Origin of the sequence: Campylobacter coli, assembly GCF_009730395.1 — a bacterium.
GTDB classification, from domain to species: Bacteria; Campylobacterota; Campylobacteria; order Campylobacterales; family Campylobacteraceae; genus Campylobacter_D; species Campylobacter_D coli.
The window spans coordinates 165752-187581 of the sequence record NZ_CP046317.1; the positions used below are offsets into that span (position 1 = coordinate 165752).

At 30.7% G+C, this 21830-nt stretch carries 19 protein-coding genes and 1 tRNA gene; 12 read left to right on the forward strand and 8 right to left on the reverse strand.

The window, feature by feature from the left end; genetic code table 11:
* Window positions 1-14 precede the first annotated feature (14 nt).
* Complete coding sequence (locus FOC43_RS00800) at window positions 15-1847, forward strand: ammonia-forming cytochrome c nitrite reductase subunit c552 (RefSeq protein ID WP_002777780.1); 1833 nt, start codon at window positions 15-17, stop codon at window positions 1845-1847.
* Window positions 1848-2359: 512 nt separating this feature from the next.
* On the opposite strand, the gene FOC43_RS00805 is transcribed toward FOC43_RS00800, so the two are convergent.
* The 8 genes from FOC43_RS00805 to FOC43_RS00840 all read right to left on the reverse strand — a co-directional run bounded on the left by FOC43_RS00805 (window position 2360) and on the right by FOC43_RS00840 (window position 8671).
* Window positions 2360-2450 (reverse strand) — tRNA-Ser (locus FOC43_RS00805).
* Between the two features lie 67 nt (window positions 2451-2517).
* Entirely contained in the window at window positions 2518-3150 is a 633-nt protein-coding gene (locus FOC43_RS00810; protein WP_002777778.1) for a membrane protein, read from the reverse strand.
* A gap of 165 nt (window positions 3151-3315) precedes the next feature.
* Window positions 3316-4305: an enterochelin ABC transporter substrate-binding protein CeuE gene (gene ceuE / locus FOC43_RS00815; RefSeq protein WP_002777774.1), complete on the reverse strand. Its 990-nt coding sequence runs from the start codon at window positions 4303-4305 to the stop codon at window positions 3316-3318.
* Window positions 4306-4319: 14 nt separating this feature from the next.
* Window positions 4320-5075: an enterochelin ABC transporter ATP-binding protein CeuD gene (gene ceuD, locus FOC43_RS00820; RefSeq protein WP_002785724.1), complete on the reverse strand. Its 756-nt coding sequence runs from the start codon at window positions 5073-5075 to the stop codon at window positions 4320-4322.
* The gene (gene ceuC / locus FOC43_RS00825) at window positions 5072-6010 is read right to left on the reverse strand and encodes an enterochelin ABC transporter permease CeuC (RefSeq protein WP_002777770.1); all 939 of its coding nucleotides are present in this window, start codon (window positions 6008-6010) and stop codon (window positions 5072-5074) included. The genes ceuD and ceuC overlap by 4 nt, the downstream gene beginning before the upstream one ends.
* The gene (gene ceuB, locus FOC43_RS00830; RefSeq protein WP_002799191.1) at window positions 6003-6971 is read right to left on the reverse strand and encodes an enterochelin ABC transporter permease CeuB; all 969 of its coding nucleotides are present in this window, start codon (window positions 6969-6971) and stop codon (window positions 6003-6005) included. The genes ceuC and ceuB overlap by 8 nt, the downstream gene beginning before the upstream one ends.
* 132 nt (window positions 6972-7103) lie before the next feature.
* Window positions 7104-7997 (reverse strand): phospholipase A, encoded by an 894-nt coding sequence (locus tag FOC43_RS00835; protein ID WP_225847699.1) that lies wholly within the window; start codon window positions 7995-7997, stop codon window positions 7104-7106.
* Window positions 7998-8095: 98 nt separating this feature from the next.
* Window positions 8096-8671 carry a molybdenum cofactor guanylyltransferase gene (locus tag FOC43_RS00840; protein WP_002797427.1) on the reverse strand — a complete coding sequence of 192 codons (576 nt, stop codon included), beginning with the start codon at window positions 8669-8671 and terminating at the stop codon, window positions 8096-8098.
* A 62-nt stretch (window positions 8672-8733) separates the two neighbouring features.
* Between FOC43_RS00840 and FOC43_RS00845 the strand changes: the two genes are divergently transcribed.
* The 11 genes from FOC43_RS00845 to FOC43_RS00895 all read left to right on the forward strand — a co-directional run bounded on the left by FOC43_RS00845 (window position 8734) and on the right by FOC43_RS00895 (window position 21817).
* Window positions 8734-10041, forward strand: coding sequence for an NFACT family protein (locus tag FOC43_RS00845; protein ID WP_002822032.1), 1308 nt, complete (start codon window positions 8734-8736; stop codon window positions 10039-10041).
* Window position 10042: 1 nt separating this feature from the next.
* Window positions 10043-10381 (forward strand): hypothetical protein, encoded by a 339-nt coding sequence (locus FOC43_RS00850; RefSeq protein ID WP_002777761.1) that lies wholly within the window; start codon window positions 10043-10045, stop codon window positions 10379-10381.
* Window positions 10382-10389: 8 nt separating this feature from the next.
* Entirely contained in the window at window positions 10390-11115 is a 726-nt protein-coding gene (locus FOC43_RS00855) for a phosphatidate cytidylyltransferase (RefSeq protein WP_002792130.1), read from the forward strand.
* Window positions 11112-12188: a 1-deoxy-D-xylulose-5-phosphate reductoisomerase gene (dxr, locus tag FOC43_RS00860; RefSeq protein WP_002777756.1), complete on the forward strand. Its 1077-nt coding sequence runs from the start codon at window positions 11112-11114 to the stop codon at window positions 12186-12188. The genes FOC43_RS00855 and dxr overlap by 4 nt, the downstream gene beginning before the upstream one ends.
* Complete coding sequence (gene pgp1 / locus FOC43_RS00865; RefSeq protein WP_002788428.1) at window positions 12185-13579, forward strand: peptidoglycan D,L-carboxypeptidase Pgp1; 1395 nt, start codon at window positions 12185-12187, stop codon at window positions 13577-13579. Before dxr ends, pgp1 begins: the two co-directional genes overlap by 4 nt.
* Window positions 13576-14583 carry a tRNA (adenosine(37)-N6)-threonylcarbamoyltransferase complex transferase subunit TsaD gene (gene tsaD / locus FOC43_RS00870; RefSeq protein WP_004283557.1) on the forward strand — a complete coding sequence of 336 codons (1008 nt, stop codon included), beginning with the start codon at window positions 13576-13578 and terminating at the stop codon, window positions 14581-14583. Before pgp1 ends, tsaD begins: the two co-directional genes overlap by 4 nt.
* 3 nt (window positions 14584-14586) lie before the next feature.
* Window positions 14587-15102 carry a type II secretion system protein gene (locus FOC43_RS00875; RefSeq protein ID WP_002801535.1) on the forward strand — a complete coding sequence of 172 codons (516 nt, stop codon included), beginning with the start codon at window positions 14587-14589 and terminating at the stop codon, window positions 15100-15102.
* Window positions 15102-16343: a DUF2920 family protein gene (locus FOC43_RS00880; protein WP_052774887.1), complete on the forward strand. Its 1242-nt coding sequence runs from the start codon at window positions 15102-15104 to the stop codon at window positions 16341-16343. The genes FOC43_RS00875 and FOC43_RS00880 overlap by 1 nt, the downstream gene beginning before the upstream one ends.
* Window positions 16344-16352: 9 nt before the next feature.
* The gene (locus FOC43_RS00885) at window positions 16353-18176 is read left to right on the forward strand and encodes a motility associated factor glycosyltransferase family protein (RefSeq protein ID WP_155820375.1); all 1824 of its coding nucleotides are present in this window, start codon (window positions 16353-16355) and stop codon (window positions 18174-18176) included.
* A complete protein-coding gene (locus FOC43_RS00890; RefSeq protein WP_155820378.1) occupies window positions 18173-19990 on the forward strand; it encodes a motility associated factor glycosyltransferase family protein in 1818 nt (605 codons plus the stop codon). Before FOC43_RS00885 ends, FOC43_RS00890 begins: the two co-directional genes overlap by 4 nt.
* 96 nt (window positions 19991-20086) lie before the next feature.
* Entirely contained in the window at window positions 20087-21817 is a 1731-nt protein-coding gene (locus FOC43_RS00895) for a flagellin A (RefSeq protein WP_155820381.1), read from the forward strand.
* The last annotated feature ends 13 nt before the right edge of the window (window positions 21818-21830 follow it).

The following is a 21830-nucleotide window of genomic DNA, read 5'->3' on the forward strand; positions in this document are numbered from 1 at the left end:
TAAGGAGGAATTGAATGAAAAAAAATTTTTTACGCTTAGCTATCGTTGTTTTAGTTTTGCTTATAGTGGGAGTTTTATGGCTCAATAATGATATAAATCAAAAAAAAGAAGACGAGGCAAACAAAAATGCCATTGCTGCAAATGCGGATTTTTCTTTACTTAGCGATGATAATCCAAATTTTGAAAGATGGGGAAAGGTTTTTCCAGAGCAACTTAAAATGTATTTAACAGTTGAAGAAGAAGAGCCTAAGGCTACAGAATTTGGTGGTAACTTATCTTATTCAAAACTTATTCGTTTTCCTCAACTAACAATACTTTGGGCTGGATATCCTTTTAGTCTTGATTTTAATGAAGAAAGAGGACATTTTTGGGTTCAAGTAGATCAAATGAAAACCGCAAGAAATAATAAAGATTTTCTTAATGCTCACGGACTTAAAGCATTTAAGGGTCAGCCAGCAGCGTGTATGAACTGCCATAGTGGATGGACTCCATGGCTTATCAATAATATTGCAAAGGGAGATTTTGTCGCATTTAACTCTACAAATTATTGGACTATGATTAAAAATGTTCCCGCTGTTGATGGTATAGTAGAAAATTCTCCAGAGCATGCAGGACCGCATGGTGGTAAGAGAATGGGTGTGACTTGTGCAGATTGTCATAATCCAAACGATATGAGCTTAAGACTTACTCGTCCTGCTGCAATTAACGCTTTAGTTGCTAGAGGTTATGAAAAAGATCCAGTACAAGGCGTAAAAGCCACAAGAGAAGAGATGAGAACTTTGGTTTGTTCACAATGCCATGTTGAGTATTATTTTAAACCAACAGGAGAAAAAGTAAAAGTAATGGGCGAAACCATTGCTGATGATAGTTCTAAAAAATGGTGGGATGGCACTCAAAAAAATTATGATGAATATGAATTTTGGAGAGATGGCAACCAACCAAAAGAAATCGAAGCTAATGGTATCATGTTAACATTCCCATGGAATGAGTGGAAAAAAGATCAGCCTTTTAGAATCGAAATGTTAGATGATTATTATGATAAAGTTCGCAATGTATTTGGTGCGGATTTCACTCATAAATTAACAGGTGCGCAAATCATTAAAATTCAACACCCTGAAAGTGAGCTTTATAGTGGTGGTGTGCATGCTGCTAATGGAGTAAGTTGTGCGGATTGTCATATGCCTTATGTTAGAGAAGGTGCTAAGAAAATTTCTCAACACAATATCACTTCTCCATTAAGAGATATTAATTCTGCTTGTAAAACTTGCCATAAACAAAGCGAGGATTATTTAAGAGCTCAAGTTCGTGATATACAAAATAGTGTAGCGCATGATCAAAGAACAGCTGAATATGCTATTGTTAGCCTAATCATGGATACTAAAAAATTGCGTGATGAGTTAGGCAATATGGAAAAATTCCAAACTGATGGTAAAGCTGATGCAAGCAAGATTAGTGAAGAACTTAAAGAAGTTTTAGAGCTTCACCGCAAATCTCAAATGAGAGCTGATTTTGTTAATGCTGAAAATTCAACAGGTTTCCACAATCCTCGTGAGGCTTCAAGAATGCTTTTACAAGCTGTAGATATGGCTAAAACAGGACAAATTAAACTTATAGAAATTGCTAATGCTAATGGCATTAATGATTTTAAAACTTCAAATTTAGGTTTTGAAGATATGCAAAAATTTAATCCTGGAGAGCTTTATTATAAAGTAGATGTTAATGGACATAAAGCAGGAGAGCGTTATTATGGTGATGAAATAGAAGTAAATGGTAATCCTCCAAAAGAACTTTTAGAACACGATAAAAACCTTGCTCCGTATAATTATCAAGTAATTGATAAAAAATAATTCTTAAAAGCCCTATATTTTAGGGCTTTTTTATATCTTTCAAAATAAAATCTTATAATTTTTATCTGTTTAATGTTTTTATATTTTCTATGCTTTTAAGCAGTAAATTTTTATAGATAAAAGTCTATGATTAATTTTGAGTTGTTTAGCACACACGATAAGATGGATTTATAAAAAATATAGCACTTGCTTAAGAAAAACGACAAAAATAATTTTTATAGTTTTTTAAAATTAGAATTTAAATCAATGCTTCTTTGCTTTAAATAGATCGTTTTTAAATGAAAAATAACCGATTTTATTATTGGATTATACGAAAAAAGCTCATTTATTTTAGATGGATAAAGTATAGAAATTTTTATTTTTAAAGCTTGCGTTATTTGGTTGAAAAATAAGGATAAAATTGAATTTTATTTTATTGATTAAGAAAAAGCTTTGTAAAGTTTATTTTTGAAATGCAAATAATATATAAAAGGTAATTAAAATGATAGTTGATAGTTTTTTTTGAAAGTCAGTGGCGGACAGAGAGGGATTTGAACCCTCGAGACCCGATTAAGATCTGCACCCTTAGCAGGGGTGTGGTTTCAGCCGCTCACCCATCTGTCCAATAAATTAAAGTGTGATTATATAAAAAATTAGATAATACCTAGCTTAAAAAAGCTAGATAAAAAAATTAAAGACTAAGATAAGCTAAAAGTATAGTGATAACAACCCCAGCTCCAAGTGTTGCAAGCTGTTTTTGTCTATCTTTTTTGCTAGCAAATAAAGTAATGATAAGTCCTGAGATATAGAGTAAAAATAAAGCAATACCAAAGCCTATGCTAAGCACAGAAAAATACCACGCCCCTTTATCTTTATGAAGCATGATCATATCGCCTAACAAAGATCTAGTTTTAAGAGTTATTACATACTCATTTTGAGCAACAGGAGTTATATTGGCGCTATAATGTGCTCCACCTATAGTTATTTCATTGTTTTTACCTTTGCCAGCTTTGACATTAGCGGGAGCTGCATTGGCATTATGGTGTATTCCGCCCATATTCGCCCCCTTGCCTTTGCCTTGAGTAGCTTCAGCGTCAGATGGAACTTTTAAATTGTTTTCTTGTAAGTATTGGATGAGTGCATCTTTTTCTTTACCAGGTTCTATATTTTTTACAAGTTTATAAGTTTCTACCTTTAAACCCGTATCTTGATCGGCTCCAAGGATATAAGCAATCCCTGTAAGTGCAAAAAGTACAGCACAGGGTAAGAAAAATAAACTCACATAAATGTGAATTTGTCTAAATAATTTGTTTTTGTTAATCATTTTCTCTCCTTTTTGATTATCAATTTGTATGGTATTTTGACAAAAGAATGTGAAGCGAAAGTGAATTTTTTATAGTGGATATAAACTTAAATTTGTTTAAGATTTGTACTTGATAGTTGGATTTGGATAAGAGAATGTAAGAGAACAACTTCTCTTACATAGGGTTTATTTAATAGCGTTTGTTACTTCTAAAATCATGGTTTTTAATGATTCTAAGCCATTGCCACTTGCTAGATACCAGTATTCAGGATCAAGATAAATGATTTTATTATTTGTAGCAGCGTTGGTTTTAGTTACAAGTGCATTATCAAGTATGCCTTGTGCGCGTTCTTTATTGCCCACAATGATATTTCTATCAACTACAAATAGATAATCAGGATTTTTTTCTAGTATAAATTCAGAATTAATGCTTTTTCCATGTGTGCCTACTTTTACATTTTCATCCACAGCATTGATTCCTAAAACATCATGAATGATTCCAAAGCGAGATTGAGGTCCAAAAGCGGAAATTTTGTTAGAATTGGTTAGAACAATAAGAGCTTTTTTATCTTCATCTACTATGCTTTTTGCTTGTTCTATCTCATTTTTAATATCTGCAATTTTTTCAGAAGCTTCTTTTTCTAAGCCATAAAGTTTTGCAACACTTAAAACATTGTTTTCAAAAGAGCTTAAGAAATTTGCATTATCAAGTCCTACAAACATAGTTGGAGCAATTTCTTTTAATTTTTCATAAAATTTGCTTTGGCGTCCGGAAATGATAATAAGATCAGGTTTTAAAGCATTAATAGCTTCAAAATCAACTTGTTGAACTCCACCTATACTAGGCTTGTCTTTAAATTGCTGTAAGTATTTTGGCAAGTTTTTAGCTGGAACTCCTGCAACTTTATCGTTAAGTCTTAGGGCATGGAAAGTATCTAAAATTCCAAGATCTAAAATCACAACTTTAGAAGGATTTTTTGGAATTTTGTTTTCACCTAGGCTATCTTTTACTAAAAAGCTATCACCCTCATCACTCATACTAATAGGTATAACCTTTACCGTAGTGCTAGTTTTTATTGCAGTACTTGCGTTGTTTTCATTGGATTTAGAATCGCAAGCTGTTAAAATTAGACTTAAAAAGAATGCAAAAAATGCAAAAACTAAAGATTTTTTCATATATTCTCCTTTATTTAGAAATAAATACAAATTTTTTTCCCATCAATCTGACTTACAGGGATATCCATATCATAAATTTGTCTTAAAACATCTTCTTGGATGATTTCATCTTTTAAACCCTGTTTTAAGAGTTTTCCATTTTTTAGGGCTATGATTTCATCAGAATAAATCGAAGCAAAATTGATATCATGAAGTACAACGGCTATGCTTTTATTAAAGTCTTTTACTAAATTTTTCATAAGTTGCATGATTTGTACGCTATGTTTCATATCAAGATTATTAAGAGGTTCATCAAACATGATAAATTCAGTATCTTGAGCGATAATCATTGCTATAAAAGCTCTTTGTTTTTGTCCCCCACTTAAGCTGTCTAAAAATTCATTTCTTAGAGTGTTAAGTCCCATATACTCAAGTGCTTCATCGATTTTCATTTTATCGTTTAAATTAATTCTTCCTTGAGAGTGTGGAAAGCGTCCAAATGCGACCAATTCTTCAACTTTTAATCTTAAATTAATATGATTTTGCTGTTTAAGAATGGAAATTTTTTGCGCAAGATCTTGTTCTTTGTATAGTGTTAAATTCATGCCATCGATATAGATTCGCCCACTATCGGGTTTGATTAAACGACTTGCAAGAGCTAAAAGAGTAGATTTTCCTGCTCCATTTGCCCCTATAATGGAAGTAATTTTTCCTTTATGAAAATCGATACTAAGATCTGAAATGATAGCCTTTTGATCGTAGCATTTGGTGATATTTTGTAATCTTATCATAGTTTATTGCCTTTTAATACAAGATAGATAAAATATATTCCACCTAAAAAATTGATAATAACGCTTATGGTTGTATTGTAATCAAAAATTCTAGAGACAAAAAATACTCCCCCAAGTAAAGCTAAAATGCTAATGAGTATGCAAGCAAGTAGTAAAATGCTATGCTTTGCAGTTTTAAAAAGTTCGTAAGTGATATTTACTACTAAAAGTCCTAGGAAGGTGATAGGACCCACAAGTGCTGTGCTAATAGAAGTTAAAATAGCAATTATTATCATAAGATGTTTTGAAATTTTTTGATAGTTTATCCCTAAATTTATGGATAAATCCTTGCCCAAACTTAAAGGGTCTAAAAATTTCATATAGCGAAAAATCCAAATAAAACTAAGCAAAGTTACGATATAAGCAAGGGCTAAAACATCAAAAGCTACATTATCAAAACTTGCAAACATTCTTCCTTGAATAATCATAAATTCATCAGGATCGATAAGAATTTCAAAAAAAGAGCTTAGTGTGCTAAAAAGTGTTCCAAAAATCAAACCTAAAAGCATGATAAGATAAATACTTTTATCACTGCTAAAAAGAATTTTATAAAGTCCTAAAGAAAATACAACCATACAAGCTAGAGTGATTAAAAAATTAATATCATTTCTATATACACTCAAATTTGCAGAACCTAAAGAAAAGACAAGGGCGCTTTGAAGAAGCATATATAAAGAATCCAAGCCTATGATGGCAGGGGTTAAAATTTTGTTATTGCAAAGAGTTTGAAAAATCACAGTTGATATAGCTATACAAATAGCCACTATAACAATAGCTGCGATTTGCAAAAAGCGATTTTTTAATGCGTATTCATCAAAATCTTTTAAACCTGCAAATACAAAAACAAGTGCCATTATAAGGGTTAAAAAAGCTAAGATTAAGATTTTTTTACGCATAAGTTTTCCTTTTGAGTAAAAGAAAAATAAAAATTAAAGAGCCCAAAACACCTGTGGTTATACTCAAAGGCATTTCAAAAGGAAAAATCACAAGTCTTGAGATAATATCGCAAATAAGTAAAAACAAAGCCCCGCATAATGCTATATAGATAAGATTTTTCTTAAGATTATCCCCGCGATAAATGGCAACAAGATTAGGGATGATAAGACCTAAAAAAGGTATAACTCCAATGCTTACAATCACTACGCTAGTGATAATAGAAACTATTATTAAGCCTAAAAATAAGATTGTATTATAAGAAACTCCAAGATTTAAAGCAAGATCTTCTCCCATACCTGCTATAGTGATTTTATGGGCTAGAAAATAAGCAAGTATAAAAAGCGGTAAAGAAATATAAAGCAATTCATAATTTCCCTGCATAACATTTGCCATACTGCCCTGTAGCCAGCCTTGGATATTTTGTATATAATTTAAAGCATAAGCAAAAAAAGTGGTTATAGCATTTATAATCCCACCAAACATTAATCCTATCAAAGGCACAAAAATCACATCTTTAAGTTTAATTTTTCTTAGAATTTGGATAAATATAAAAGAACCCAAAAGTGCAAATACAGAAGCAATGATAGTTTGAGTAAAAAAAGAAGCTCCTGTAAAAAATATTAAAGAAATCAAAATGCCAAATTTAGCACAATCCATAGTCCCTGCAGTGGTTGGAGAAACAAATTTATTTTGCGTGAGTTGTTGCATGATGAGTCCGCATATACTAAGACTCATACCTGTAAGTAAAATTGCAATAAGCCTTGGAATTCTTGTAAGTAAAATGATTTCGAGCTGGGTAGTGCTGAGTGAAAAAATATCGTCTAAATTGATACGAATAACCCCTATAAATAAGCTTATTATTCCAAAAACAACAAGTAAAATTAAAAGAATATTTAAACTAAACAAGTGTTTAAAAAGCAATTTTTTCCTTATAGTAATAATAATTATCAAAAATAAAATCGTATTTTAAAATAAAATAATTTAAAAAACTATAAAAATTTATAAAATTTCAATTGATTGTTTTAATTTAATCTACAAAAAAGAAAATTAAATTTAATATGAAATCAAAAATCCCGTAGAAAGTCTTTGTAAGCGTTTGTTGTAATCTATAAGGCTTTCTCCATAGCCATTGAAGTATTGTAAATACCAATAAATTCCATTATCAAAAATATCATATCCTATATCCACTTGCACAGCGCCTTTATTGTCATGAAAATCAAGATTATTTCTTAGCATGAGATTTATAAAATAATCATTTCCTAAATACCCTATATTGATATCAAAATTTCCCATATAATGTGTGATTTCAGGATTATCATCATCTTCGCTGTTTTCAGGAATTCTATACCAAATTCTAGGAACAAATAAAAAACGCTGATATAAAAACACGCTTGAAGCATAAATTCTATTCCAAGAGCGTGATTCTAAATTCTCATCTCCTTTGCCATTGCTTTCATGCAAAATTCCTACTCTTAGATTATTAAGAAATTTATAATCTTCAAAATGCAAAGGAATATCTACAAAAAATTCAGGTTGATAATTTGTTTCTCTAAAGGGTGAGGAATGTTTATAGTTTTGCCACCAAGATGTTTGAGTGTAGCCTACATAATATTTTTCACCTAATCCTAACAAATCTTCAAATAATCTTTTTTTAATACTGAGTTGAAATTTCATTTCAGTTTTTCTATTTTCCCCGCCTAATGAGCCAAAACTATAAGCAAAAGGTAGGAAATAATTCATCTTATATGAGCTGATTCCAAGGGGATTAAAACTTGAATTTTCTCCTAAATAATTTGCCAAAGCAATGCGCGAAAAATCCTCTTTTGTGCTAGGTGTTTTTTGGGTATTTTGTGTTTCGTGCTTTATGCTTGAAAGTAAAGAAGCATTATTTTCTTTTAAATCTTGTTTAGGAGAATTTTGCAAGGCTAGTTTTTTATAAATTTGCATAGCTTTTTCATATTGTCCTTTTTTCTCAAATTCTAAAGCTTGTTCAAAATCATCGCAAAATACCAAACTATAAAAAAATATCAAAAAAAGAATTTTTTTCACTCGTACTCGCTTTTAAATTGCTCATATTCTTGATAAAAATTAAGATTTAAAAAAGGACTTTCATCCTCAAAATCTACAAAGTGGGTCTTTGCTTTAGAAAATAATAAAGCGATTTTTTGTTCATTTTTTTCTAGCAATTTTTTACAAAAGTGAGCTACAGAGCTGTGATAAAATCCGCATAAAGGATGTTTATGTGAAGGAGTTTTGGCAATGATGATTTGATAGTCTTGCTTTAAAGAAGGCAAGAACTTTAAAAGTTCTTTATCACTTAGATTAGGACTATCCACGCTTAAAATAAAAACAAATTCATCTTTAAAATTTGAAAGTATAGAATAAAGTGCAAGCATGGGGGAATAAATCTCAAATTCAGGGCAATCTTTTATGAGTTTAAATTTTGCTCCAAATTTGTCCTCTTTAGCACTCACATAAACATTTTTAAATATTTTTGAAAATTTTTCTACTTGAAATTGGGTTAAGGTTTGATTTTTAAAAATCAATTTGCTTTTATCCTCTCCCATACGACTTGATTTACCACCGCATAAAATCACGCAATTTAAATTTTCAAGTTTCAAAAATTTCCTTTTTTATTTCAATTCTATCATAAATTCATCAAAAATATCTTATAATCTCTTTTATGAAATACACAGAACTTATGCAATTACAAAATTTTTTTTCCCAATTTAAAAAAATCGATTTTATCAAGCGTGTTAATGATAATATTTTAGAGCTAAGCTTTAATAGAGAAAGATTTATTTTTGATTTAACTCGTGGAATGAGTGCTATTTATACTGCAAAATTAATGAGTAAAAACCATAACGCTCCTTTTGATTTTATGCTAAAAAAATACTTTAATAATGCTTTTATCAAAGAGGTGAAATTGCTTCAAGATAATCGCATTTTGTGTTTTAGTGTTAAGGTAGATAAAGCTTATAAGAGCTATGAAAGCAAGATTTATTTTGAATTTACAGGTAAAAATACCAATGTAATTATTACAGATGAAAAAGATTTGATTATAGAGGCTTTAAGGCATATTGATAAAAGTTACCGCGTTGTTAAGCCTAATGTTGTTTTAGAGGCTTTAAAGCCTTATAAAATGGATGAAAAATTTGAAGAAATAAAAAATTTTAAAGATTATTTTACTCAAAAATTTGAAATTTTACATGCAAATAAAATCAAGCAAATTCAAACACTCAAACTCGCTCAAATCGATAAAAAAATAGAAAATTTAAAAGAGCTTTATCTTGCTTTAGACAAAGAAGAAGTTTTATTAGATCAAGCTTTAAATTTAAGAAAGCAAGCGGATATTTTATTTGCTAATTTAAGCATTTTAAAAGAATACGAAAGAGAATTTGAACTTGATGATTTTGAAGGAAAAAAAGTAAAATTTAAACTCGATTTAAGTCCAAAAGAAAGCGCTAATTTATTTTATAAAAATGCTAAAAAATTAGAACAAAAAGCTAGAAATTTAAATTTACAAAGAGAAAATTTAAAAGAAAAATTAGACTTTGCTTATGGCTTAAAAGAAATGCTAAGCAAGGCTAAAAATGAATTTGAGCTTGAAATTTTATTGCCTAAAAAAAGCACCAAGAAAAATCAAGAAAACAAGCAAGATAATGGCATAGCTAATTTTTATTTTAATGAGTTTAAAATTTGCGTAGGCAAAAATGAAAAAGGCAATGAAAATTTGCTAAAGAGCGCAAAAAAAGATGATTTGTGGCTGCATGTAAGAGATATTCCAAGTTCTCATGTTTTAATTATTTCAAACAAGCAAAAAATCAGCGAAGAAGTGATAGAATTTAGCGCAAGGCTTTGCGTGAATTTTTCAGGATTAAAGAAAGGTTCATATTGGGTCGATTATGCTTTAAAGAATTTTGTTAAGGTTCAGCAAAAGGCGTTTGTAAAATATACAAATTTTAAAAGTATTAATATCACAAAGGATTAAAATGCCAGTTAGCCCAATAGGAAATATGAATTTTGTTAATCAGAATATGGCTTATCCAGCTACACAAGCAAGCAATGAGCTTGCAAAAGAAGGTTTTGCAGCTACGCTAAATATGGCTGAATTTAATGAAAAAGAAAAAACTTTAAACAAGCTTGAGAAAGTCAATGAGACTCATGAAATCAAAGAAGAGATCAAAGAAAAAGCCGAACAAGAAGAAAAAAAGAAAAAACACAATCAAGAAGCTAAAACCAGCGATGATGAGAAAAATGAAGAAGATGAGTCTAAAGATCCAAATTTTAAAGACGCACAAAGCATTCATCGCTTAGATATTAGTATATAAGGAAAAATATGTTTAATACAACTAGAATTATTTCAGCTCTTGTGATGATAGGGGCTATTATTATTATCGCGTTGATTGATCAATTTTTTATCAATTTTATCGTTTTTGCGGTTTTATTGTATCTATCTTTTAGTGAAGCAAAAAAACTTTTTGCTTTAGAAAATATCTCTATTATCCCTTTGGCTATAGCTTTTATTTTGGGAAGTTTATCGCATAAAGCTTTGCTTTTTGGGATTTTAGCTTTGTTATTAGTCGTTGGATATTTGGTTTATAAAAAGACTTCCTTAAAACCAGCTCTTATTTATATTTATCCTAGTTTGCCTGTATTAGCGCTTTGGCAGGTGTATTTAGATCAGGGTATGTTTGCACTTTTTTGGCTTATCATTATCGTTGCAGCTTGTGATAGTGGGGCGTATTTTATCGGAAAACTTATGGGTAAAACTCCTTTTTCTCCAACAAGTCCTAACAAAACCCTAGAAGGTGTGATAGGTGGTCTTGTTTGTGCGAGTATTTTGGGCACTTTGATAGGAATTTTTGTTTATAGTTTTTGGCTTTCTTTGCTTTGCTCATTTTTTGTAGCATTTTTTGCAGTCATTGGTGATTTGCTTGAGAGTTATTTTAAAAGAGAAGCGGGTGTAAAGGATAGTGGAGATCTTATACCAGGGCATGGTGGAATTTTAGATAGAATTGATGCGGTGATTATCGCTACTTTTGTGATGGTTGCTCTTTTATGATAGTTTTTGGAAGTACAGGAAGTATAGGGCTTAATGCCCTAAAACTTGCCACTTTAAAAAATATCAAGATTTCTGCTCTTGCTTGCGGGGAAAATATAAGTCTTTTAAATGAGCAAATAGAACAATTTAAACCCCAATTTGTAGCGATTAAAAACTCTAAAGATAAGCATTTAGTAAAACACGATAAAGTTTTTGTAGGACAAGAGGGTTTAGAAGAAATTTTAAGCTTGTGTGAAGATGATTTGTTGCTCAATGCCATTGTGGGTTTTGCAGGATTAAAAAGCACTTTAAAAGCAAAGGAACTTGGCAAAAAAATCGCCTTGGCAAACAAAGAAAGCTTGGTCGTTGCTGGAAAATTTCTAAAAGGTGCGAAATTTTTACCCGTAGATAGCGAGCATTCGGCTTTGAAATTTTTACTTGAGGGTAAAAAAGACATAGCAAAGCTTTATGTTACCGCAAGTGGCGGAGCTTTTTATAAACACAAAATTAAAGATTTAAGTCATGTGAGTGTCAAAGATGCTCTAAAGCATCCAAATTGGAATATGGGTTCAAAGATCACGATAGATAGTGCAACAATGGCAAATAAACTTTTTGAAATCATCGAAGCTTATCATTTGTATAATTTTAAAAATATCGATGCTCTCATCGAACCAAAATCTTTAGTCCATGCCATGTGTGAGTTTAAAAATGGTGCAAGTACGGCGTATTTTTCAAGGGCTGATATGAAACTATCTATATCAGAGGCTATTTTTTCTAAGCATGATAGTAAAATTTTAGAGCCGGTTGATTTTGTTAAACTTTCTGGTTTAAAATTTTATAAAATCAGCACGAAAAAATATCCTATTTTTAAACTCAAAGACGAGCTTTTAAACAATCCTGATTTAGGCGTGATTATCAATGCTGCTAACGAAATTGGAGTGCAAAATTTTTTAGATCATAAAATACAATTTTTAGATATCGCTCATGTTGTTTTTAAAGCATTGGATCATTTTGGTGTGCCTAAAATTTCAAGTATTGATGAGGTTTTTGAGTATGATTATAAAACAAGAGAGTATTTAAGGGGAATGAAATGAAATTTTTTATATCGATTATTTTTTTTATAAGCGGACTTTTTGCTCTAGATTTAGAATTTAGCGTGGGAGAGAATGGAAAAAGCTTAGATGATAACAATACGGTTTTGATTTTTGGAGGAATTCAAGGCGATGAGCCTGGTGGATTTCATGCGGCAAGCTTACTTTTGAGTGATTATAATATCACTAAGGGTAAAATCATAGTTGCTCCTAATTTAGCTTTTGATAGCATTATTAAACGCTCACGCGGGAAAAATGGAGATTTAAATCGCAAATTTGCAAGCATAAGTCCAAAAGATCCTGATTATCAAACAGTTAAACGCATTAAAGAGCTTATTTTGCTTCCTGAAGTCAGTATGGTCATCAATCTTCATGATGGTTGGGGTTTTTATAAGCCCACCTATATCGATGCTATGCAAAATCCTAAGCGTTGGGGAAATTCAAGTGTGATTGATACAAATGAAATCAATGCTAGTAAATATCCTGATCTTGAAAGCATAGCCACTCAAACTGTAAATAGTGTCAATGCTTCCTTGGTTGATCCAAAACATGCTTATCATCTTAAAAATACTAAAACTCAAGAGCTTGGTGATGCTGAAATGCTAAAAGCTTTAACATATTTTGTTATATCCAATCGCAAAGCCGCTTTTGCAAATGAAGCGAGTAAAAATCTGCCTGTAAATTTAAGAGCTTATTATCATCTTTTGGCTATTGAAAACTATCTCAAAACAGCAGGAATTGAATTTACTAGAACTTTTGAACTTACCCCACAAGGTGTTGATAAAGCCATCAATCAAGAGCTCGAAGTCAAGCTTTTTGATGATAAAATTTTACTTTCTTTAAAAAATCCAAGACAAGTTATCAATTATGTGCCTTTTCCTGTTAATAAGGAGTTAAATTATAATACCAGCAATGAACTTACCGCGGTCATAGCTGAAAATAATTCTTTTTATATCCAATACGGCAACCGATTTCAAACAAGGCTCTATCCTGAATATCTTGAATTTAGCAACCCTTTTAATGAAGTAACTTTTCAAGTTGATAGCAATGAAACCACAGTTCCTTTTGGAACCAAGGTAAAAGTAAAAGAGAATTTTCTTATTCCAAAGATAGCTAATGTGCGCGTAAATATCATAGGTTTTGATCATAGCAAGGATGAAAGCAATATTTTAGTTTCTAAAAAAAATATGCAAAAGCCTTATTCTTTAGATATGGCAGGAAAAATTTATCGCGTAGAATTTTATGAGTTAAGAGGGGCTAATTTGCAGCAATTCTTAGAAAATAGTGTCGAAAGCAAGCTTATCAAAAATGCTAAAATGCTTGATCTTGCTACGCTAAGAACTGCAAGAGCTAAAGATAAATTTATCGGTTCTATTTTAGTGGAATTTGAATGAAAAATCTTATTTTAGCTATAGAAAGTTCTTGTGATGATAGCTCTATAGCAGTGATTGATAAAGATACTTTAGAGTGTAAATTTCATAAAAAAATCTCTCAAGAAATGGAGCACAATGTTTATGGCGGAGTGGTACCTGAGCTTGCAGCAAGACTTCATAGCGAGGCTTTGCCAAAGATACTTGAGCAATGCAAGGGGTATTTTGATAAGTTATGTGCCATAGCTGTGACAAATGAACCTGGACTTAGTGTTTCTTTGCTTAGTGGCATAAGCATGGCAAAGACTTTAGCACTTAGCCTAAATTTGCCCTTAATGGCTATCAATCATCTTAAAGGTCATATTTATAGTCTTTTTTTAGAGGAGCCTATTTGCCTTGATATGGGAATTTTGCTCGTAAGTGGTGGGCATACTAAGGTTCTTTATCTTAAGGAAGATGGAAAAATAGAAATTTTAGCAAGGACCAATGATGATAGCTTTGGCGAAAGCTTTGATAAGGTAGCTAAGATGATGAATTTGGGCTATCCTGGTGGAGTGCTTATAGAAAATTTAGCCCAAAAAGCTAAATCAAAAAATATCCATTTTAACATCCCTTTAAAACACTCTAAAGAGCTTGCTTATAGTTTTTCAGGGCTTAAAAATGCGGTGCGTTTAGAAATTTTAAAGCATGAAAATTTAAGCGATGATATAAAAGCAGAAATTGCTTATGGATTTGAAAATGTAGCATGTGAGCATATCATGGATAAATTAGAAAAGATTTTTAATCTTTATAAATTTAAAACCTTTGGTGTTGTGGGAGGAGCAAGTGCGAATTTAAATTTGCGTTCTCGTTTGCAAAATTTATGTGAAAAATATCAAAGTAAATTAAAACTAGCCCCTTTAAAATACTGCTCTGATAATGCTTTGATGATAGCAAGAGCTGGGGTTGATACTTATAAAAGAAAAGAATTTGTGGAGCTTGAAGAGGAGATTTTAAGCCCAAAAAATAAAAATTTTTTAAGGATGTAAAAAGTGAAAAGAGCTTTTACTATATTAGAACTTGTTTTTGTTATCGTGATTTTAGGAATTTTAGCAGCGATTGCTTTGCCAAAATTCAGTTCTAGTAGAGATGAAGCTGAAGTGAGTAAATCCTTAAACAATCTTAAAACTTTAATCAATGATATAAGCATCTATGCCTTAAAAAATAGTCATTTAAACACTATGAATTTTATGAGCAATGTAAGTGGAGTAGAAAATGTCGATCTTAACAATTTTATAGGCATAAAAGAAGTAAATTTTAGGGTCGGAGAGGATAAAGAGTGTATAAAACTGATTTTCATCGATAGAAATGATTTTGTACTGATGGGAATTTCTAGTAATGAAGCAAGCAAAAATGCCATAATCAATATAGCCAATAACCCCAAACAAGAATTTCAAAACTTAGATTTTACAAGCAATTCAAAAAATAAAGCTTGCGTGGCACTAAGTAAAAATGAGAATTTTAAAAATTTAGCTAGTAAAACTTATCTTTTAATAGGGGGAATGTAATGATAGTGAGTAAAGCTTATGAGATTGACTCTTGTGATGATGTAGAGCTTGGTATAAAAAGAGAATCAAAGCTTGAATTTAAGCTTTGGTATGATGATGAAAAAACACCTGAAGCCTTGGTGTTTGTGGTGCAAGGTATGGGCGATGATATATCATCGATCCAATATGTTGGTGATTATATGGTAAGGCAATTTAATACTGCTGTAGTTGGAGTAAATTATCATTGTATTGGTAATCGTCCTCAAACTGGATCAACTTTTTATTTAGATGATATAGACAAGCTTATTTTAAAAGTAAGTTGTGAAGCTGCGGATATCAAGCTTCCTTATGATGTTGATAAAATTCAAGACTATAAACAAATGAGTGAGATTTTTCATTTTGTAAATAATCAAATAATTGAAGGCAAGCAAAAAGGTAATTTTACACCAAATTATTTTTTAAATTTACATGTGAGTTTACAACCTGCAAAAAACGAATATCAAAATTTTGGGATTATGCAAGCTCAAGATCTTTTAAATGTCACACTTTACCTTAAAAAATATGCTCCTTTTGATACTATGGGGGGGGGTATACCAGTTATTATGATAGGTAGTTCTCACGGGGGATATTTAGCACATTTGGCGGCTAAGATTGCACCTTGGTTAATAGATGGAGTGTTGGATAATTCTGCATACGCTAAGTTTTTATGGAGAGTTGTAGGTTTTGGAAAGGAAATAGATTTTATGCAGTATAGTGAATTTGCTACTTTTGATTTTTTTCATCATATTAAAACACATTGTTCGACAAAAACTTTTTGGACAAGTAATTCTTCATCGCCTTGTTTTTTTTCTCCCGCAAGAAGAAAAATTCGAAATCTTTTAGAGGAAGATCATCTTTTAGAACAATCAAAATATTTAAAAACTTGCTTTATAAGTTATCATTCGTTATATGATGAGTATGTTTCTTTAAAAGAAAAAACTATGCTTTATGAAGAGCTTGAGAAACTTGGCTTTGATGCAACTTTGTGTTCTATTACTAAAGAATCTCAAGTTGATGGAAAATTTATTAAAAACTTAAATCATGGCATGGGAATTCCAGTAAAACTTTTGATTAAAAAAGAACTTCCTTTAATGTTAGAAAAAATAAAACAAAATCTAAAAAAAGATTGTAAAGAAAAATACATCTCTTATCCTTGTGAGGATTTGTTGTATAAATTTAGCGAAAAAGATGACAAAATATTGTTAAAGATAGATAAAATTTAAGGAAATCTAATGACCATACTAGAAAAAAACATACAAGCTTTATTAAGTGGGGTAAATGAACCCTTAGGAAATAAACTTTTAAATTTCATACAAAATAAAACTTGTTCTCGTTTTAATATAGATGAAAATTTAAATATCTATGATAAAACTCATAATGTTTTTATGTATGAAAATTTAGAAGAAGAATTAAATTTTTTCTATCAAAGTATTTTAGAAAAAACTCATAGATATCCTTTTATATGTATTTATGGTATAGGCAATGCTTTACTGATTAAAAATTTATCCAAACACTATAAACATCTTTTTGTATTTGAAAGTGAAATAGAACTTTTTATTCTAGCTTTAAGTACGATAGATTTGAGCGAGGAACTTTGTAGTGGAAAAATTTATCTTGTGGATATCGAAGAAGAAAGAGTGGATATTCAACTACTTATACTTTTTGATATGAAAGATATGTTTGAGTATCTAAGTTTATATGAAATGTTTGTAAATAATGTTTATTGCAAAAAGTTTTATGAAGATATTTGGCATAAAGCAGATGAACTTTGCGAGAAAAATATTAAAGTTGTGATAAGAAATTTAAATTCCAGTTTATGTATCGGTTTTGAGTGTTATTCTCATCTTTTACAAAACATCCCTTCTATGCTTGAAAGCATTCCTTTTCAAAGAATCTTAAGCCAAAGAAAAAACAAATTCGAAAATGCTATAGTAGTTTCTGCAGGACCTTCTCTTACTAAACAACTTCCTTTACTTAAAGCTTATCAAGATAAAGCAGTGATATTTTGCGCGGATGGGGCTTTGAGTATGCTTGAAAAAGAAGGTATAGTGCCTGATTATGTTACGAATTTAGATTTTACTGATCTAGCAATGAAATTTTTTCAAAATAAAGAAAATAAAACTTCTTTAAATGTGCTTTCATGTGCTACTCATCTTAGCTTGGTTCATTTTTTAGATAATAAAAGTGTAGTTTTAAGAGATGACCCTTTATATCAACGCTTCAATCTTAATGACTTTGGTTATATAGATACGGGTACTCATGTAAGTCATTTTTCTTATACTTTAGCTTTGGCTTTGGGATTTAAAAATATTATTATGATAGGGCAAGATTTAGCCTTTGATGAAGAAGGAAATTCACACTCAAAAGGTTTTGATTTTGGAGAGAAATTTAGTGGTGAAGAAAATATAGATAAACTTAAAGTCCCTGCCTATGCAGGTAAAGGTGAAGTTTTAACCCATATAACTTGGAATGATTATCGTATAAAACTTGAATATCTTTTTGCTTGCAATGATCAAAAGGCTAAATTTTACAATGCTACTGAAGGTGGAGCAAGGATTAATTTCACTGAAGAACTTTCCTTTAAAGAATGTTGTGAAAAACTCCTTACAAAAGAAAAACCCAAATTTGAACTTCCAAAAAGTTTAACTAAAAATAGAAGTGATAAACTCCTAGTTAAATTCAAAGAAAAAATACAAAAAGATCAAGATAATGCTAAAAGATTTTTAGACGATGCTTTAGCTTTAAAACAAATTTTAGAAAATATACTCAGTAAAGATTTTCTTTTACCTTTAGAATTTTTAGAAAAAGTATATCAAAACATAGAAAATTTTAATCACTCTTTAGATGAAGATGAGTTTATACAGGATGGTATTTTAAAAGCAGTGATGTATGAGCGAGGACTTAAGATAAGTTTAGTTTATAAAAAAAATATTGTAGATAATGCTAGTTTCATCACAGCTTATATTAAAGCTTACCATGAATGGTTGCTTTATTTTATGGAAAAGTTAGAACAAAAAATAAATATTATTATAAATTTTCCTAAGGAACTTCCATGAATTTGCTAGAAAAAAACATACAAGCTTTATTAAGTGGGGTAAATGAACCCTTAGGAAATAAACTTTTAAATTTCATACAAAATAAAACTTGTTCTCGTTTTAATATAGATGAAAATTTAAATATCTATGATAAAACTCATAATGTTTTTATGTATGAAAATTTAGAAGAAGAATTAAATTTTTTCTATCAAAGTATTTTAGAAAAAACTCATAGATATCCTTTTATATGTATTTATGGTATAGGCAATGCTTTACTGATTAAAAATTTATCCAAACACTATAAACATCTTTTTGTATTTGAAAGTGAAATAGAACTTTTTATCCTAGCTTTAAGCACGATAGATTTGAGTGAAGAGTTGAAAGTTTATAAGGTTGTATTATTTGACTGTGTTGCAAAGGATTTAGAAATTCAAATTGCTATGATTTTTGATCAGCAAAGTATTTTAGAGTATTTAAGTTTATATGAAATGTTTATTAGCTCGCATTATTATCTTAAATACTATGAAACTTCTATTTTATCTTTAAATGAACTTTGTATTAAAAGTGCAAGTGTAGCAATAAGGAATGCAGATATTACTTGTTTTTTACCTTTGCTAACACATGGACAGTTTTTACAAAACATCCCTTCTATGCTTGAAAGCATTCCTTTTCAAAGAATCTTAAGCCAAAGAAAAAACAAATTCGAAAATGCTATAGTAGTTTCTGCAGGACCTTCTCTTACTAAACAACTTCCTTTACTTAAAGCTTATCAAGATAAAGCAGTGATATTTTGCGCGGATGGGGCTTTGAGTATGCTTGAAAAAGAAGGTATAGTGCCTGATTATGTTACGAATTTAGATTTTACTGATCTAGCAATGAAATTTTTTCAAAATAAAGAAAATTTAAAACAAAGCATCATTGCTCTTGAGTGTGCTACGCATCCTAATATCGTGCGTAGTTTAAATGCTGAAAATTGTATGATTGTTTTAAGAAATAAAGCCCTTTATCAACGCTTTAACCTTAATGACTTTGGCTATATAGATACGGGTACTCATGTAAGTCATTTTTCTTATACTTTAGCTTTGGCTTTGGGATTTAAAAATATTATTATGATAGGGCAAGATTTAGCCTTTGATGAAGAAGGAAATTCACACTCAAAAGGTTTTGATTTTGGAGAGAAATTTAGTGGTGAAGAAAATATAGATAAACTTAAAGTCCCTGCCTATGCAGGTAAAGGTGAAGTTTTAACCCATATAACTTGGAATGATTATCGTATAAAACTTGAATATCTTTTTGCTTGCAATGATCAAAAGGCTAAATTTTACAATGCTACTGAAGGTGGAGCAAGGATTAATTTCACTGAAGAACTTTCCTTTAAAGAATGTTGTGAAAAACTCCTTACAAAAGAAAAACCCAAATTTGAACTTCCAAAAAGTTTAACTAAAAATAGAAGTGATAAACTCCTAGTTAAATTCAAAGAAAAAATACAAAAAGATCAAGATAATGCTAAAAGATTTTTAGACGATGCTTTAGCTTTAAAACAAATTTTAGAAAATATACTCAGTAAAGATTTTCTTTTACCTTTAGAATTTTTAGAAAAAGTATATCAAAACATAGAAAATTTTAATCACTCTTTAGATGAAGATGAGTTTATACAGGATGAAGTTTTAAGAGGAGCTTTTGCTTATCGTGGAAAAATGATTGCTGATGTATTGAAACTTCATATAAAAGATGAAACACATTTCATCACAGCTTATATTAAAGCTTACCATGAATGGTTGCTTTATTTTATAGAAAAATTAGAGCAAAAATACAAGTCTTTGTCAAAAGTATGAAATTTTATTGCTAAAGTATAAAATATTTTTTTGATTGCACGATATAGCATTTAACAAGTTCATGGATGAGCTTGAATTTTTTTAAAAGGATTTAAAATGGGATTTCGTATTAACACCAATGTTGCAGCTTTAAATGCTAAAGCAAACGCTGATTTAAATAGTAAAAGTTTAGATGCTTCTTTAAGCAGACTTAGTTCAGGTCTTAGAATCAACTCCGCAGCAGATGATGCTTCAGGGATGGCGATAGCAGATAGTTTAAGATCTCAAGCTAATACTTTAGGTCAAGCTATATCTAATGGTAACGATGCTTTAGGTATCTTACAAACTGCTGATAAGGCTATGGATGAGCAACTTAAAATCTTAGATACAATCAAAACTAAGGCAACTCAAGCGGCTCAAGATGGACAAAGTCTAAAAACAAGAACCATGCTTCAAGCAGATATCAACCGTTTAATGGAAGAACTTGACAATATCGCAAATACTACTTCATTTAACGGTAAGCAACTTTTAAGTGGAAATTTTATCAATCAAGAATTTCAAATCGGTGCTAGTTCAAATCAAACTGTAAAAGCTACTATAGGAGCAACCCAGTCTTCTAAGATAGGTTTAACACGCTTTGAAACAGGAGGAAGAATTTCAACTAGTGGTGAAGTGCAATTTACCCTTAAAAATTACAATGGTATAGATGATTTTCAGTTTCAAAAAGTTGTGATTTCAACTTCAGTTGGAACAGGACTTGGAGCCTTAGCAGATGAGATCAATAAAAATGCTGATAAAACAGGTGTTAGAGCTACTTTTACGGTAGAAACTAGAGGTATGGCTGCAGTTAGAGCTGGAACTACTTCAGATGACTTTGCTATCAATGGAGTCAAAATTGGTAAAGTAGAATATAAAGATGGCGATAGCAACGGTGCTTTGGTTGCTGCAATCAATTCGGTTAAAGATACTACAGGGGTTGAAGCTTCAATCGATGCTAATGGACAGCTTTTGCTTAGCTCAAGAGAAGGAAGAGGAATTAAAATCGAAGGAAGCATCGGTGGTGGAGCTTTTATCAATAAAGATATGATGGAAAATTATGGTCGTTTATCTTTGGTTAAAAACGATGGTAAAGATATTTTAGTAAGCGGTACAGGTCTTGAATCTGCAGGTTTTGGAGCAGGTAATTTTATCTCTCAGGCTTCTGTTTCTTTAAGAGAATCAAAAGGACAGCTTAATGCTAATATCGCTGATGCTATGGGATTTGGTTCTGTAAATAAAGGAGTTATATTAGCTGGAGCTTCTTCTGTTAGCGCTTATATGAGTGCTGCAGGAAGTGGATTTTCTGCAGGTTCAGGTTATTCCGCAGGTAGTGGCAAAAATTATTCTGCTGTGATTGCTGCTAATGCCGTAGTAATTTCTAATACTTCAGCTGTTTCTAAAATATATAATGTTTCTGCAGGTTCTGGTTTTTCAAGTGGTTCAACACTTTCTCAGTTTGCAACCATGAAAACCTCAGCAGGTAACTCTCTTGGAGCTAAAGATGAAACAGCAGGTGTTACTACACTTAAAGGTGCTATGGCAGTGATGGATATAGCTGAAACAGCCACAACAAATCTTGATCAAATCAGAGCCGACATTGGTTCGGTGCAAAATCAACTTCAAGTGACTATAAACAACATTACTGTTACTCAAGTAAACGTTAAAGCAGCTGAATCAACCATAAGAGATGTAGACTTTGCAGCTGAAAGTGCAAATTTTTCTAAATATAACATCCTTGCGCAATCAGGTTCTTATGCTATGAGTCAGGCTAATGCAGTGCAGCAAAATGTTTTAAAACTTCTTCAATAATTTCTTAGATGCT